Source organism: Martinezella sp. CNPSo 3959, assembly GCF_057784355.1.
Genome location: NZ_JBXSOV010000009.1, coordinates 190,183 through 205,789, shown reverse-complemented (window position 1 = coordinate 205,789; position 15,607 = coordinate 190,183). Strand labels below are relative to the sequence as shown.

The following is a 15,607-nucleotide window of genomic DNA, read 5'->3' as shown; positions in this document are numbered from 1 at the left end:
ATATCACAAATATCGCATAGATACGAAAGCTGTGAAGAGGGCGATTGGAGGAGACAGTCGCCTATATGCTGAGGAGGCTCCTGATGTTGAATTTCCCTTTCGGTGACGGCGCAGCCCGAAGCCGACGCACTGCGCGCCACGTGCGGAAGTCCGACTTCCGTTAAGCCGGATCGCGGCACTTTTCTCCCTTTCTCCATCAGGCAATCCGGCTGACATGCCCAAGGTCGTTTGAACATGAATACGCAAGCTCAATACGCAACTGCCAAGCCGACCGGCTCCAAGGCGAAGATCGTCGCCGGCATCGCCGCCTTTGTGATCGTGATCGGCGCCATCGCCGCCGATACCAAGGTCGTCAAGATCGGCTCCGAACACGACGTGCGCGAACAGGGTTTCCAACCGGATACCTATGGCACTGCCGAATTCCCAAAAGTGCAGGCTGATGTCGAAAAGCGCGCCGTCGATGCGGTGACGCTCGCCAGCGCGGTTCTCGCCGACAAGAAGGCGGCCGGCGAGAAATATGGCGTCGCGACTACGACCGGTCCGGTCCTTCCGGTCTCCTTGACGGGCGCCTTCGGCGAGCGCAAGGCCAACCTCAACGAATTCAAGGTGGACGGCATGCCCGACGGCATCACCGTTCGTGTCCAGACGGGTCCTGCCATCAACGGCACCGATCTTCGCGATGCCACGGGCAAGATTGAATTCGGGCAATTCACCAACCAGATCGAATATCAGGACGCGGGCTCCGCCATCAACAACGAGATGAAGAAGGCGACCCTTGGCGGCCTGGATCCTGAAAAGCTGACCGGCAAGACGGCGACGGTCGTCGGGGTCTTCAAGCTCATCAATCCGAAGAACTGGCTCGTCACCCCGGTAAAGGTCGATGTGAAATGAGCCAGGTCCAGCATAATGGCGCAAGCACGGGTGAAGTCGTTCTCGCCGCCCGCAACGTTGCCAAATCCTATGGCAGCGTCCATGCGCTGAAGGGTGTCAATTTCGATATTCGCCGCGGCGAAGTCACCACCCTCTTCGGTGAAAATGGCGCCGGCAAATCCACCCTGATGAAGATCCTCTCCGGTGTCATCCAGCCGACATCGGGCGAGATCATCCTCGATGGCGCCCCCATTTCCTTCGCCTCCTCCACGCATGCGCGCGCCTGCGGCATTTCCATCATCCACCAGGAGTTGAGCCTGGCGCCGAACCTCAGCGTCCGTGACAACATCTTCATGGGTCGCGAGATCATGAAGGGAGGCGTGGTCGATTTTGCCGAGGAAGAACGCCAGACCCGGGCGCTGATGGAGGAGCTCGAAGAAAATATCGATCCGATGACACCGGTCGAGGATCTGCGTCTCGGCCAGCAGCAGATCGTCGAGATCGCTCGCGCTCTATCGGTCAATTCCCGCATCCTGATCATGGATGAGCCGACCTCGGCGCTCAGCGCCAGCGAGGTCGAAGTTCTCTTCAAGGTCATTCGCGACCTGACGAACCGCGGCGTGTCGATCGTCTATATCTCGCACCACCTGGAAGAGGCGCTGCAGATCACCCATCACGCCGTCGTTCTGCGCGATGGCAACATGACCGCCTATGCCGAGCGCAAGGACATCGATCTCGAATGGATCGTGCGCAACATGGTCGGCGACAATTTCGACCTCGGCAGCCCGCCGACCGGCCACAGAATGGGCGACGTGGCGCTGACGATCGACAATCTCACCGTTCCAGGCCCTTCGGGCGCCGCCTATAATGCTGTCGATCGCCTATCGCTTGATGTCCGCGCCGGCGAAATCGTCTGCATCTATGGCCTGATGGGCGCCGGCCGTACCGAACTGCTCGAATGCGTGGCGGGACGGCTGCGCTCGAGCGGGGGCCGCGTGCTCCTCGGCAACACGGATGTCGGTGGTCTCAGCATCGCCGGACGCATCGCGCAAGGTTTGGTGCTGGTCCCCGAAGACCGGCAGCGCGACGGTCTCGTTCAGACGATGACCGTCGGCTCGAACCTGTCGCTTGCCAGCATCGGCGCCTTTACCAAGGGTCTTTTCACCTCAAGCGGTCGCGAGCGATCGCTGGTCAGCGACTCCATCCGCAAGGTTCATATCAAGACCGACGGCGGCGACGCGGCAATCGGCTCGCTATCGGGCGGCAACCAGCAGAAGGTTGTCATCGGCAAGATGTTGGCGACGGCACCTCGCGTGATCCTGCTCGACGAGCCGAGCCGCGGCATCGACATCGGCGCGAAGGCTGAGGTCTTCAAGCTGCTCGCCGAGCGCGCCAAAGAGGGTCTGGCGGTGATCTATTCGACGTCGGAAGTCGCCGAGTGCCTGAGCATCGCCCATCGCATCATCGTCATGCACCGCGGCAGGATTTCTGCCGAATTCGGTCCTGATGTCACCAAAGAAAAGATCATGGCCGCCTCGGGCGAAGCAGTGGTCGCGCACTAGCCGCATTCATGGAGCACTGATTATGTCAGTCACGAACATCACAGATAAAAAGCCAGTTTCCAACGGACAGCGGCGGAATTTCAGTCTCGTGCGGCTGATCCTGGAAGGACGCGCCTTCTTTGCGCTGATCGTCATCATCGCGGTCTTCTCCTTCCTGTCGCCCTATTACTTCTCGCTCAGCAACTTCCTGACCATGGCCTCGCATGTGGCGATTTTCGGCATCCTTGCCATCGGTATGCTGCTGGTCATCCTTAATGGCGGCATCGATCTTTCCGTCGGCTCCACGCTTGGCCTTGCCGGCTGCATTGCCGGCTTCCTGATGCAGGGTGTCACGCTTTCGAGCTTCGGCGTCATTCTCTATCCGCCGGTCTGGGCCGTCGTCGTGCTGACCTGCATTCTCGGCGGCGTGGTCGGTGCAGTGAACGGCGTGCTCGTCGCCTACCTGCGGGTTCCGGCCTTCGTTGCCTCGCTGGGCGTGCTCTATGTCGCCCGCGGCATCGCATTGCTGATGACCAACGGCCTAACCTACAACAATCTCGGCGGCCGTGCCGAACTCGGCAATACCGGTTTCAACTGGCTGGGCTTCAATCGCCTCGCCGGCGTTCCGATCGGCGTCATCGTCCTTGCCGTGCTTGCGATCATCTGTGGCATCGTGCTCAGCCGCACTGCCTTCGGCCGCTGGCTTTATGCCTCGGGCGGCAACGAACGCGCCGCCGATCTTTCCGGCGTTCCTGTCAAGCAGGTCAAGATCGCTGTCTATGTCCTGTCGGGCATTTGTGCCGCCATGGCCGGCCTCGTCCTGTCCTCACAGCTGACCTCGGCCGGTCCGAACGCTGGCACCAGCTACGAGTTGACCGCAATTGCCGCCGTCGTCATTGGCGGTGCCGCATTGACCGGCGGCCGCGGCACGGTGCGCGGCACCATGCTTGGCGCGTTCGTCATCGGCTTTCTGGCGGATGGCCTCGTCATCATCGGCGTCTCGGCCTACTGGCAGACGGTCTTTACCGGCGCAGTCATCGTGCTCGCCGTGCTCATGAACAGCATTCAGTACGGACGCAGGACCAAGTCCGGCTGACGTCGCACCGAAACTTGTCACTGGCCGGCGAAAACACCGGCCGGAGAAAGGACCGCCGGTTCGCCGGCATCACCAGAGCTCATCAAAGGGAGAGAGACTAATGTTCAAAAAAGGCTTGCGCATCGTCATGGCAGCAGTTGCTGTGGCACCGCTTCTGACCGGGGCCGCCTGGGCCGCCGGCCAGATCACCGTCATCGTCAACGATCCGTCCAACCCCTATTGGCTGACGGAAGGCAATATCGCCAAGGCAACCGCTGAAAAGCTCGGCTATACGGCAACAGTCGGCGCACACAAGGGCGATACCAACACCGAAAGCAACCTGATCGATACGGCCATTACCAACAAGTCGGTCGCCATCATCCTCGATCCGGCCAATGCCGACGGCTCGGTCGGTGCAGTCAAGAAGGCCGTTGCAGCCGGCATTCCGGTCTTCCTCGTCAATGCCGAAATCAACCAGGAAGGCCTTGCCAAGGCTCAGCTCGTCTCCAACAACGCTCAGGGTGCGGCGATCGGCGCTCAGCAGTGGGTCGAAGCCGTTGGCGACAAGGGCAATTATGCCGAACTCTTCGGCTCGCCCTCCGACAACAATGCCGCCACCCGCTCGAACGGCTATGAAACCGTTCTGACGCAATATCCCGACCTGAAGAAGGTTGCCAAGGAAGTTGCCAACTGGGACCGCACCCAGGGCCACAACAAGATGCAGTCCATGCTGCAGGCGCACCCCGACATCACCGGCGTGATCTCCGGCAATGACGAAATGGCGCTTGGCGCAATTGCCGCATTGAAGGAAGCCGGCAAGCTCGCCAACGTCAAGGTCGGCGGCTTCGACGGTTCGCCGGACGCTGTCGCCGCCATCAAGGCCGGTGAGCTTCAGTACACCGTCCTGCAGCCGGTTGCCATCTTCTCCGAGGAAGCCGTCAAGCAGGCCGACAGCTTCATCAAGACCGGCAAGACCGGTGCCAAGAGCGAAAAGCAGCTTTTCGATTGCATCCTGATCACCAAGGACAATGTCGACAAGTACACGGCACCCTTCGTTCTCGCCCAGTAATGACATTGGGGACGCCGCACACCGGCGTCCCCATCCCTTGGCCGCAATGAGCGGCATCCTGGCTGAACATCAGACAGAACTTGCAGAAATCCTGATAGCGAATTGTTCTTTCATATTTTTTTACGATATTCGCTGCAGTTAGCTGATCTCCGCAAGGTTCAGCGTCAGAGGCCAAAGTGACAGACAAGACAAGCCCCGTAGCATTCCTGCAGGACGAGCTGCCAAGCGACAGCCGCCATTCGCGTCAGATCGCCAGGCGCCAGATGATAGCCGAGGCCGTGATGGCGGAGGGTTCCATGCGCATCGAGGATCTGACCGAGCGTTTCGGTATCAGCCTGATGACGGCCCATCGCGATGTCGATGAGCTGGTCAGCCGAGGCCTGTTTCGCAAGACGCGCGGCATCGTATCGGCCGCCGCCACCAGCCTGATCGAATCGAGCGACGTCTATCGCGCCAATCGGCAGGCAAGCGAAAAGAAGATGATCGCCGCAGCCGCCATGCAATTCATCGAGCCTGGCCAGGCAATCTTCCTCGACGATTCCACCACCGTCCTGCAGATGGCCTCGCAGCTTCCAGCCAAGGTTCCGCTGACGGCGATCACCAATTCGCTGACGCTGATGAATGCGCTGAAGGATATGCATGACGTGACGCTTCTGGCGCTCGGCGGGCAGTATTATAATTGGTGCAATGCCTTCATGGGGCGGATGACGATCAACGAGATCAACCGCTTGCGGGCAGATGCCGCTTTCATCTCGATGTCGGCCATCATCGACGACGTGGTGTTCCATCAGTCGCCCGAGATCGTCGATATCAAGCGTGCAATGTTCGAAAGCGCCGCCAAGCGCATCCTGCTGATGGATCATACCAAGTTCGAACGGCGGGCCCTGCACAGTTTTGCGCATTTGAGCGAATTCGACGTCGTCATCGTCGACGGCAAGACGCCTGCCGACCATCTGGAACGCATGCGCAGCAAGAATATCAATGTCGTCGTCGCCGGCGGCGACAAGGAATGATCCGGAGACTGAGCCGCCAGGGCTTACCCTCTTCGTTTGCGATCGGGAGCAATGAGAATGCCGAGTCTGCTCGGAATTGACAGCGGCTTGACCGTCACCAAAGCCGTCATCTTCGACATCGACGGAACGCCGCTTGCCGTCGCCCGCCGCCGTGTAACGCAATTCATGCCGAAGGCCCGCCATGTCGAGCGCGACATGGACGAACTCTGGAACCAGACGGCCGACGCCATTGCCGAGGCAATCAAGCTCAGCAACCGCCCCGCGAGCGACATCCAGGCGATTGCCGCAACCGCGCATGGCGATGGCATCTATCTGCTCGACAAGGCAAAGAAACCGCTCGGGCGCGCCATTCTCTCGCTCGACAGCCGCGCCGGCTCGATCGTCGAACAATGGCTGAAGAGCCCTGTTGCCGATGAATCCTTGAAGCTGACCGGGCAATTGCCGCATGTCTCGGCGCCATCGGCCTTGCTTGCCTGGATCAAAGCCAACGAAGCGGAGCGCTTTGCTGAGATCGCCCATATCCTGAGTTGCAAGGACTGGCTGCGCTTCTGCCTGACCGGCGTTGTCGGCACCGACCGCACCGAGGCCAGCACCTCCTTCACCGATGTCACGACCCAGGATTACGCTCCGGACGCACTGAGGCTCTTTGGTGTCGATGAAATCACCAGCGCCTTACCGCCGGCCTCGCGATCCGATGAGATCGTCGGATATGTGACCGAGGCCGTCGCAAAGCGCACCGGCCTTGCCGAGGGCACCCCCGTCGTTGCCGGCCTGCATGACGTCACCGCATCGGCCCTCGGCGCCGGCGGTTATGCCTCCGGCGTCGTTGCCGTCATCGCCGGTACCTATTCGATCAACGAGACGCTGTCATCGAAACCGAGCGTCGATCGCCGCTGGTTCTGTCGCAATGCCATAGCGCCTGGCCAATGGAACAACATGTCGATCTCGCCAGCATCGTCAGCCAATTACGAATGGTTCCTGGATACGCTTTGCGCCAGCGACATTGCCGGCGCCGAAGCTGCCGGCACGTCCATTCATACCATGCTCGGTCCCGAGATTGAGGCAGCGTTCAATCGACCGTCGAGCGCGCTGTTCCATCCCTATCTGTTCGGTTCGCCCTATGGTGCCGAAGCCACCGCCAGCTTCTTCGGGCTTGGCGGCTGGCATGATCGCGGCGACATGCTGCGCGCGGTTCTGGAAGGCATCGCCTTCAACCACAAGATTCACGTCGATGCCCTAAGTGCCGGTTTTTCCTTCGATCAGGCAAGGTTGGCAGGCGGTGTCTCGCGCAATCCGATTGTCGTGCAGATGTTTGCCGACGTGCTCGGCATGCCCGTTACCGTGACGGAAACCGATGAAGCCGCTGCCTGGGGGGCAGCCCTTTGCGCCGGTGCCGGCATTGGCGTCTATTCAAGCCCGCAAAGCGACCCGCGCGATGTCGGCAAGATCGCCAGAACCTATTCTCCGGATCCCGCCCGCAGCGCAGACTACCGCATCCGCTATCAGCTCTTTCGCGACATTGCCGAAGCAATGACGCCGCTCTGGCCGCGGATCGGCAATCTCGTAACCCAGCACTCCCAAGGCTAGACCGCCACTTGCGTCGCGAAGACGGGCTCTATCGCGGCAGTTCACCAGGACAATGATGTTATGACCGATATGGCCGCCGATCTGAAACAACGCTTCTCGCAACTTCAAGACGGAGATGTCGATGTCGTCATTCTCGGCGCCGGCGTCAATGGTGCCGGCCTCTTCCGCGATCTCTCGCTGCAGGGCGTCAACTGCCTGATCGTCGATAAATCGGATTTCGGCTCGGGTACGAGTGCCGCACCATCCAGGCTGATCCATGGTGGCCTCAAATATCTGGAGACCGGCGAGTTCCGGCTTGTCGCGCAGTCGGCGCTCGAGCGAAATCTCTTGCTCAAGAACGCGCCGCATTGCGTTGAAGCCCTGCCGACCTTCGTGCCGATCTTCTCCTGGACGCGCGGGATTTGGGCCGCCCTTCGCACGCTGACGGGCTCGACCACCGCCCCGCGCAGCCGCGGCGCCCTGCTTATCAAGATCGGGCTCGCGCTTTACGATTTCTTCGGCTCGCGCAACCGCGTCATGCCGCGCCACAGGTTCCTTTTGAAGCGCCGGGCGCTGAAGGAAATGCCGCATGTCACGCCGGAGATCGTCGCCGGCGGCATCTATTATGACGCCAAGATCAGCCGACCGGAACGGCTGGTCTATGAACTGGTCAAAGACGGGCTGGAGGCAAACAAGGACTCGCTCGCAGCAAATGCAACAAGACTGGTTTCGTCAGCCGACGGCCTGCTGACCTTCCAGCGCGCGGATGGCTATGCCTTTTCGGTCAAGCCGAAGCTCGTCATCAATGCTGCCGGCCCATGGATCGATCATGTCAATGCCGCTCTTGGAGCACCCGCCCATCTGATCGGCGGTACTAAGGGATCGCATATCCTGCTCGATCATCCGGAACTGGTGCGCAGCCTGAACGGCCATATGATCTATTTCGAAGCCGATGACGGCCGCATCTGCCTTGTTTACGGCTACCTTGGCCAGGCGCTTGTGGGATCGACCGATATTCCTTGCGACGATCCGGACAATGTTCGCTGCGAAGAGCCGGAGATCGATTACTTCCTTGATAGCGTACGCACGCTTTTGCCAAGCCTGCGTTTCGACCGCGACCAAGTGACCTACAGCTATAGCGGTATCCGGCCTCTGCCCGCCTCGGATGCCTCCTCGCCCGGCCTGATCAGTCGCGATCACTCCGCACCCGTCTTTGAACCGCAGGCCGGACGGCCCTTCCCGATCATCTCGCTTGTTGGCGGCAAGTGGACCACGTTCCGCGGCTTTGCCGAGGAAGTCACCGATATCGTGCTCGCACGCCTCCAACGCAGACGCAGGACATCGACCGAGCGCCTTGCGATCGGCGGCGGACGGGATTTTCCGATCACCTCCAATGAGCGGGCGAATTGGATCAGGTCCGTTGCGACAAAGACTGGTGTCGAGGCAGACAGAGTGGATGAGCTGCTTGGCCGATACGGCACGACCGCCGCGGAAATTCTTGCCCACCGTTGCGACTGTAGTGACAGTCAACGCATAAGCGGCGCGCCACGTCATAGCGCGCTGGAGATCGACTGGATCGCGCGCCAGGAGATGGTCGTGCATCTCTCCGACATCGTCTTCCGCCGCACGACCGTGGCGATCGAAGGACTTCTGACGATCCAAGGCCTGCGCGAAATCGGCGCCATTGCCGCAGCGGCCCTGCAATGGGACGCCCGGCGGCTTAACCAAGAAATCGATGACGTCGTCACGGCGCTGTCGAAATTCCACGGCCAGACGCTGACCGAAGAAAACATGCGCCGGGCGGCAGATCCTGCGGCGCGCTGATCATCCTCCGCGCCAAGAAAATAACGGATCAGGCAGACCGGCCTTGTGGCACGAGTTCTATGGCTGAATGCGTGAAATACAGCCCACCGCCCGAACTGCCCGAGCATTCTTCGGGAGCGCCGAGTGCAGCCACGCTGGCCTCGATCAGGCCGTTACAGCAAACCCGCTGAGGGAAATGCTCTGTTATCGCCATAGAAAACATTTGACGGCCGGCGACTTCAATGTTTTCTATGGATAAAAAACAATCACTAAATGCGTGGGTCTCCGCATCCCTATGCATGGTCTGCCAACAGCATTCATATACGAGGATATCGGCTTGAGCTCACGGATCATCCAATTTGGCACCAGCCGGTTCCTGCAGGCGCATGTGGCATTATTTGTGCATGAAGCACAGCAATCCGGCCAAGATGTCGGTCCGATCGCCGTCGTTCAGGTCTCAGGCGCCAGCAGCCGTAGTGGACGTATCGCCGCATTCGGCGATCCGCAGGGCTATCCGGTCATCATCCGCGGCATGTCGGATGGCCAGCCAGTCAATAGTACCGTGCAGGTCACCAGCGTCGATCGGGGCCTTTCAGCGGTCGAGCATTGGAAGGAGTTGTCGAAACTCTTTATCGAGGATGCCGAATTCGTCGTCTCCAACACCGGCGACACCGGTTACCAGACCTGGCCGGAGGAGGATCGTTTCGGCTCGAATGACGATGTTCCTCGATCCTTCCCCGCAAAGCTTGCCGCCCTCCTCGTCCAACGCTGGCAGGCCTCCGCCCGCCCCCTGGTCATCCTTCCCTGCGAACTGATAACGGGCAATGGCCGCGTTCTGAAACAGGCGGTCGTCGATTGCGCCAGGCTCAACAATGTGGCGGCTGGTTTTTATGACTGGCTCGACGGCCACGTCGCCTTCGCCGAAACCCTGGTCGATCGTATTGTTTCCGAGCCGATTGAACCGATCGGCGCCGTTGCCGAACCTTATGCTCTATGGGCGATCAAGCGCGCGCCCGGCGTGCGAGCGCCATGCCAACATCCGAGCATCGTGCTGACGGACGATCTCGAACCTTACGAGCGCCTGAAACTGCATATCCTCAATCTCGGCCACACGTTTCTTGCCGAAATCTGGCAGCGCGAAGGCCGGCCGGCGGATGAAACCGTGCGTGCCATCCTGGCCGATAAAAATATACGGACCAGGCTAGACACCCTCTATGAAAGCGAAGTGCTGCCCGGCTTTGCCGCAAACGGTATGGGCGACGAGGCAAAAGCCTATGTCGCAACGACGCTCGACCGCTTCCGCAATCCCTTCCTCGACCATCGCATTTCCGACATCAGCCAGCATCACCCCGAAAAGGTCGCCCGCCGCATCCGCGCCTTTCTAGATTGGACGACGGATAAGGCTGGTAGCACAGGCATGCCCGTGCTGAGACAGATCGTGGCGCGCTATTCTTTCGCTCAACTTACATGATGACGCTCCACGCGAGGTGCCTAAGGCGATGGATCATCTAGAAGATCGCTTACGGATTCCTCGAGTTGAGTCTCCATTCTCGCTACAGTCGATTATCAACAAAATACCATTGCTCTGGATGCGAACGCACCATTGGTTCTATAACAGCATTCAATTGCGCGACGTCCTGAACAAGATGTTCCTCAACGCCGAATTTTTCGGGGAGCATGAAAGGCTTCAAGGCTGTTAGCGCAAATCGCGCCCCCTTTTCCCGAACAATATAAATCGGATAGATCAGCGCATTTGTCTTCCTTGCCATTCGCGCAATGAGCGCATAATTGCCCTCAAGGTGCACAGGCCTGCCCAAGAATGGCGCTCGGATACGTCCGTTAAATCCCTCATCACAGAACATCAGCAGATTGCCGCCGTTTTCCAGGATTCTCAGAGCCGGGCGGACGAAGCTGCGGCCAGGTTTCAGGATTCCGAGCCCCGCTCCCTTGCGCAGCCGGTTGACGATATAGTGGCGTGAGCGGCGTTTGGGCGGGTCGTAGTTCATGGTGACATCAAGCCCCATGTCGAGAAGGCAATGCCAGAGCACTTCCCAGTTGCTGATATGCGGCGCGATGAAGATCACCGGGCCTTGGCTGCAACGCTCAACCAACCCTTCGGTGCCAATCATGCGGACGTGCCGTCGCGCCAATCGCGGCACGACGGAATATTCCGCCATCTGCCGCCCTTGAGAATCGGCATAGGCATCGAGAAGCCGCTGGAGCTCTATATCCGTGAGTTCGGGCCTTATCGTTTTGAGATTGGCTGCCGCGCGCGCGTAAGCCGCTTTATGAAAGCGGGGAGCAAGCAGACGCCCAAGCCAGCCGCCGAGATCCGAGCAGACGCTGGCCGGCAAGAGCATGAAGGAAAAATAGAAGAAGAGATCGACGGCATTGTCGATGTTCTCGAAGACCCAGTAGCGCAGAAATGCCTTGCGGCGGTTACCGCCGGCTGCGAAATCGGCAAAGGGCGGGGCCTTGGCAGGCTCATAGGTCCACGCCTTGCGCTTTGACGCGACAACTCTTTCGTCGCCTTCGTCCCCAGCCGTCATCCCCGACGCCGATGCAATGTGACGGGCATGCCCTCACGCGGACGCAGCGTCAGACGGCATTGTGGCTGAACCTTGTGTCCATCCCTGATCCGGACACGAAAACGCTTGGCCAGGATCGCCAGGCAAAGGATCGCCTCGGTAAGGCCGAACTGCAGACCGGGGCATACGCGCGGGCCGGCCGCGAAGGGAATATAGCTGTAGGGCGTCGGCCGTGTCTCGCCGAGGAAACGCTCGGGGTGAAAGCGATGCGGCTCGGGAAAGAGCGAATCCGTGCGATGCAGGATCCAGGGCACGATCAGCACCAATGCGGCCTTGCGTACCTTCACGTCGCCGATCTGGTCGGCCTCGGCCGCCTGTCGTGCTAGAATCGGCACGGGAGGATAGAGGCGCAGCGTCTCTTCGATGACCGCACGGCACCAGTCTAGCTTCGCAACATCATCGATCGAGGGAACCCGATCGCCGCAGACGGCGTCGATTTCCGCATGAACTGCCTCTTCCACCCAGGGCGCACCTGCCAAGAGGTACCAGGCCCAGGTCAGCGTTGCCGCGGTCGTTTCGTGGCCGGCCATGAAGATGGTGGCAGCCTCGTTGCGAAGTGCCACGACATCGAGTTTCAGCTCGGGATTGCGCTGCTGACGACGGATCAGCAGTTCGACCATCGAACTGTTGTCTCCCTTGCCGGCCAGATGATCTTCGATCACCTGATCGATAATGCGGTGAATGCGTTTCACCGATCGGCTCAAGCTCGGCGTCTTGATGATCGGCAAACCTTCATCGAAGCCTAGAAAATAGCCGAAATTGACGGAATCGACCAACGACTGGTAGCTCGCAAACCCTTCGGTCACCGCATTTGCGCTTTCTTCGCCGAGGTCATTGCCGAAGACACTGCGGGAAATGATCTCCGCCGTCAGCCCCGCCATCTCGAATAGGGCGTTGACCTCGGCCCCCTCTCCCAAGCTCTGCCAGCGGTCGGCAAGCTCGCTTGCCGTGCTCTGCATGATCGCGCCGAAGGCCGGCACGCGGTTTTTATGCACGATATCGGAGACCAGCGGCCGGCGCTGTCTCCAGGTTTCCTTATCGGATATGAATAAACCATCGCCCAAAAGATATTCCAGCGCGCGGCGCATCTGCGGCGTCTTGCGCTCGAAATTCTCATGGCGTTTGGCCACCACATAGCGGATGGCTTCAGGCGAATTGACGATGATCAGCTGGCGGCCCAGAAGCTTGAACTCCGCCACATGCTCGCGATAATCAGCGCGGCGCCAGATCGACAGGAAGTCGCTGCGCGCCTGCAGCATCAGCTTCAACGGCTGGCCGGGCTTCCCGCTATAATAAGCTGCGTGAGCCGGCTCGAAATAGTGCGAGGATTGATCGGCGTGTTCGACGATTTCGGTTTTCTGATCAAGCCAGGCCAGCATAGCGGTGCAGAACTTTCACGCCTTGCGGCCAGAGATGATAAGAGAGCATTCGGACACGACACACGGACGTGGCCACTATATTCATTTCGCAACCGCGGAAAAGCCCCTGCTTGGCCGAAGTTAAGGCTCGTCTTTCGCCTGGAAATCGGCTGCGCTTAAATGCCTTCCAGCATAAGCAATTCATCCAGCGTTTGCCGCCTGCGGATCAATCGATGCGTCTCACCGTCGATCAGCACTTCTGGCGCATAGAGACGGCTATTGTAGTTCGATGACATCGTCGCGCCGTAAGCGCCGGCACCATGAAACACGAGATAGTCGCCGACATGGGCTTCGGGCAGATCGCGGGTTTCCACCGTGCCGTTGTCGGTCTGCGTGAAGACATCGCCCGATTCGCAGAGCGGGCCTGCGACAACGGTGGGGAAGATTGCTCCGGCAGCACTGCGAGGCGCCGTGCCCGGAATGACCGCGATGTGATGGTAGCTGCCATACATCGCCGGCCGGGCGAGATCGCTGAAGCCGGCATCGACAAGCACGAAGCGGTTGCGGCCCATCATCTTGACCGCCCTCACTTCTGCCAGCAATACGCCTGCATCCGCTGTCAGGAAGCGGCCCGGCTCGATCTCAAGCCGGATTGGATGGCCGAAATGCGTCTCGATCTCGCGCCGAGCCTTGTCCCAGAGCGAAAAGTAATGGGCAGGATCGATCTCCTCCTCACCCTCCCTGTAAGGCACAGACAGGCCGCCGCCGGCGGAAATGGCCTCGATATCGACATCCAGCGTGCGGCAGAATCCGATCATTGCACCGCAGACACGCTGCAGATGCCCATAATCGACACCGGAGCCGATATGCATGTGCAACCCGACGAGCTTCAGCGAATATTGCCGCGTCAGCGCCACGGCCTCCTGTAACTGCTCGAACCAGATGCCATGCTTGCTGGTTTCGCCGCCGGTATTGGTCTTTTTGCTATGGCCATGCCCGAAGCCCGGATTGATGCGCAGCCAAACCCTATGGCCCGGTGAGCGCTCACCCAATTGACGCAGCATGTCGATAGAGCCGATATTTACCTCGATCTTGTCGGCAATGACGCGTTCCAGCGTCGGCCGATCGAAGACGTCGGCGGTGAAGACGACCTCCGCTTCTCCCGACGCATTGCCGGCGGAAAAACCTGCCCGCATCGCCCGCTCGATCTCGCCCAGCGAGACGGCATCGACCCGCACGCCCGCTTTGCGCATCTCTTTCAGGATATGAATGTTCGAACAGGCCTTCTGCGCATAGCGGATAACGTCGAAGGCGGAGAGTTGGGCGATGCGGCGGCGGATCGCGGCAGCATCATAGATCCAGAGCGGCGTTCCATATTCGGCGGCAAGCGCGCTCAGCGTTTCATCGGAAGGGATGGTCATCTTGTCTCGATCGGGTCGGGGCGGGAATGGATCAACAATGAATAATAGTATGGGCGGAGCGACCGTGTCACTCCACCCCTTTCTGAATACAAGAGTGCTGCAGCTGGCTAGCGCCTCGCGGCGACAAGGGCCTGCTCGAGATCGGCAATGATCTCCTTGGCCGAGTGCAGTCCCACGTTCAGGCGGATCGTTCGGTCGCTGACACCAAAGCGCGCGAAGACATTAGTCTCCGGCGAAATGCTGAGAGCTGCCTTTGCCGGCACCACCAGGCTTTCCGGTCCGCCCCAGCTGACACCGATACGAATGAGGCGCAACGCATCGACGAAATCGGCCACATCGATGCGGTTCGAAACCTCGAAGGAAAACAGCCCGCCAAATCCGCTGAAAGTACGCTTTCCCGGATGATCGCCGAGGGCCGGATGCATGACACTGGTCACATCCGCATGGGCATCAAGCCAAAATGCCACTTCGAGCCCGGCTTCATGATGATGCCGCATGCGGAATGGCAGTGTCTCGAGACTCCGCAGCACGAGCCATGCCTCGAACGGCGCGAGCTTCGCACCCGTGTAGGGGTAGATTTCGCTGTTGATCCGGTCGATATGCGCCTTCGAGCCGGTGACCAGACCTGCAACCGTGTCGCTCTGTCCGCCGAGATATTTCGAGGCGGCGTGAATGACGATATCGATGCCGACGGAGAGAGGCTTCTGAAAGAGCGGTGTTGCCCAGGAATTGTCGACCATCGTTACGACGCCATGCCGGCGAGCGGCCTCGGCGATCGCAGTCAGATCCTGCAACTCGAAGACCATCGAGGTCGGGTTTTCGAGATAGGCGAGCTTGGCGCCGGGAAGTGCGGCAAGCATAGCCCCCGTATCGGTGCCGTCGATATAGTCGACGACGACGCCGAAGCGCTTCAGGACTTTTTCAAAGAAGCGGAAGGCATCGCTATAGACGTGCCGGACGGTGACGATACGATCGCCTGGGCCGACGAAGGCGAGAACCGCGGCAGCAATCGCGCCCATGCCGCTCGAGAAGGCACGCGCCTCTTCCGCGCCCTCCATTTCGGCGATCTTGCGCTCCAGAAGCCGCACGGTCGGATTGTCGCCGCGCGAATAGATCGGCTTCTTCGAACGACCGGCGAAGACGTCCTCCAGCTCCTTGTAGCTATCGAACAGGAAGAGCGATGTCTGATAGATCGGCGGCACGGCGGCATCGAAGGGATCGTCGCGCGGCGGCATCAGCGTATCGGGAATGGCGTGGCGGTAGGCATCGAATCTCGGCGTCTCGTTCATAGCGGTCCTCTTGG

General features: G+C 60.0%; 12 protein-coding genes. 8 read left to right on the top strand and 4 right to left on the bottom strand.

Annotated features, from left to right (window positions below; all coding sequences use genetic code 11):
* The first annotated feature begins 234 nt into the window (after window positions 1-234).
* The 8 genes from AC13RE_RS19740 (at window position 235) to AC13RE_RS19705 (ending at window position 10,408) form a co-directional block, all read left to right on the top strand.
* Window positions 235-891, top strand: a complete 657-nt coding sequence (locus AC13RE_RS19740) for a DUF2291 domain-containing protein (RefSeq protein ID WP_488564185.1) — start codon at window positions 235-237, stop codon at window positions 889-891.
* Window positions 888-2,432, top strand: coding sequence for a sugar ABC transporter ATP-binding protein (locus AC13RE_RS19735; RefSeq protein WP_488564184.1), 1,545 nt, complete (start codon window positions 888-890; stop codon window positions 2,430-2,432). Before AC13RE_RS19740 ends, AC13RE_RS19735 begins: the two co-directional genes overlap by 4 nt.
* A gap of 22 nt (window positions 2,433-2,454) precedes the next feature.
* Window positions 2,455-3,507, top strand: coding sequence for an ABC transporter permease (locus tag AC13RE_RS19730; RefSeq protein ID WP_488564183.1), 1,053 nt, complete (start codon window positions 2,455-2,457; stop codon window positions 3,505-3,507).
* 100 nt (window positions 3,508-3,607) lie between these two features.
* Complete coding sequence (locus AC13RE_RS19725) at window positions 3,608-4,555, top strand: D-ribose ABC transporter substrate-binding protein (RefSeq protein WP_015343135.1); 948 nt, start codon at window positions 3,608-3,610, stop codon at window positions 4,553-4,555.
* Between the two features lie 176 nt (window positions 4,556-4,731).
* Window positions 4,732-5,568, top strand: a complete 837-nt coding sequence (locus tag AC13RE_RS19720) for a DeoR/GlpR family DNA-binding transcription regulator (RefSeq protein ID WP_488486321.1) — start codon at window positions 4,732-4,734, stop codon at window positions 5,566-5,568.
* A 57-nt stretch (window positions 5,569-5,625) separates the two neighbouring features.
* Window positions 5,626-7,155 carry an FGGY-family carbohydrate kinase gene (locus AC13RE_RS19715; protein WP_488564182.1) on the top strand — a complete coding sequence of 510 codons (1,530 nt, stop codon included), beginning with the start codon at window positions 5,626-5,628 and terminating at the stop codon, window positions 7,153-7,155.
* Window positions 7,156-7,215: 60 nt separating this feature from the next.
* On the top strand, window positions 7,216-8,958 hold the full coding sequence (locus tag AC13RE_RS19710; protein WP_488564181.1) for a glycerol-3-phosphate dehydrogenase/oxidase: 1,743 nt from the start codon (window positions 7,216-7,218) through the stop codon (window positions 8,956-8,958).
* Window positions 8,959-9,274: 316 nt separating this feature from the next.
* Entirely contained in the window at window positions 9,275-10,408 is a 1,134-nt protein-coding gene (locus AC13RE_RS19705) for a mannitol dehydrogenase family protein (RefSeq protein WP_488564180.1), read from the top strand.
* Between the two features lie 82 nt (window positions 10,409-10,490).
* Here the strand turns inward: AC13RE_RS19705 and AC13RE_RS19700 are convergent, their stop codons facing one another.
* The 4 genes from AC13RE_RS19700 to AC13RE_RS19685 all read right to left on the bottom strand — a co-directional run bounded on the left by AC13RE_RS19700 (window position 10,491) and on the right by AC13RE_RS19685 (window position 15,593).
* The gene (locus AC13RE_RS19700; RefSeq protein ID WP_488564179.1) at window positions 10,491-11,486 is read right to left on the bottom strand and encodes a lysophospholipid acyltransferase family protein; all 996 of its coding nucleotides are present in this window, start codon (window positions 11,484-11,486) and stop codon (window positions 10,491-10,493) included.
* Entirely contained in the window at window positions 11,483-12,904 is a 1,422-nt protein-coding gene (locus AC13RE_RS19695) for a cytochrome P450 (protein WP_488564178.1), read from the bottom strand. The genes AC13RE_RS19700 and AC13RE_RS19695 overlap by 4 nt, the downstream gene beginning before the upstream one ends.
* A 155-nt stretch (window positions 12,905-13,059) precedes the next feature.
* Window positions 13,060-14,304 (bottom strand): diaminopimelate decarboxylase, encoded by a 1,245-nt coding sequence (lysA, locus tag AC13RE_RS19690; RefSeq protein WP_488564177.1) that lies wholly within the window; start codon window positions 14,302-14,304, stop codon window positions 13,060-13,062.
* A 107-nt stretch (window positions 14,305-14,411) separates the two neighbouring features.
* Window positions 14,412-15,593, bottom strand: coding sequence for a PLP-dependent transferase (locus AC13RE_RS19685; protein WP_488564176.1), 1,182 nt, complete (start codon window positions 15,591-15,593; stop codon window positions 14,412-14,414).
* Between the last annotated feature and the right edge of the window lie 14 nt (window positions 15,594-15,607).

Bases quoted from the DNA above. Each gene is read 5' to 3' on its own strand.
- AC13RE_RS19740 (WP_488564185.1), top strand. From the start codon at position 235: ATGAATACGCAAGCTCAATACGCAACTGCCAAGCCGACCGGCTCCAAG.
- AC13RE_RS19730 (WP_488564183.1), top strand. From the start codon at position 2,455: ATGTCAGTCACGAACATCACAGATAAAAAGCCAGTTTCCAACGGACAG.
- AC13RE_RS19685 (WP_488564176.1), bottom strand. From the start codon at position 15,593: ATGAACGAGACGCCGAGATTCGATGCCTACCGCCACGCCATTCCCGAT.
- AC13RE_RS19700 (WP_488564179.1), bottom strand. From the start codon at position 11,486: ATGACGGCTGGGGACGAAGGCGACGAAAGAGTTGTCGCGTCAAAGCGC.
- AC13RE_RS19725 (WP_015343135.1), top strand. From the start codon at position 3,608: ATGTTCAAAAAAGGCTTGCGCATCGTCATGGCAGCAGTTGCTGTGGCA.
- AC13RE_RS19735 (WP_488564184.1), top strand. From the start codon at position 888: ATGAGCCAGGTCCAGCATAATGGCGCAAGCACGGGTGAAGTCGTTCTC.
- lysA (WP_488564177.1), bottom strand. From the start codon at position 14,304: ATGACCATCCCTTCCGATGAAACGCTGAGCGCGCTTGCCGCCGAATAT.
- AC13RE_RS19715 (WP_488564182.1), top strand. From the start codon at position 5,626: ATGCCGAGTCTGCTCGGAATTGACAGCGGCTTGACCGTCACCAAAGCC.
- AC13RE_RS19695 (WP_488564178.1), bottom strand. From the start codon at position 12,904: ATGCTGGCCTGGCTTGATCAGAAAACCGAAATCGTCGAACACGCCGAT.
- AC13RE_RS19710 (WP_488564181.1), top strand. From the start codon at position 7,216: ATGACCGATATGGCCGCCGATCTGAAACAACGCTTCTCGCAACTTCAA.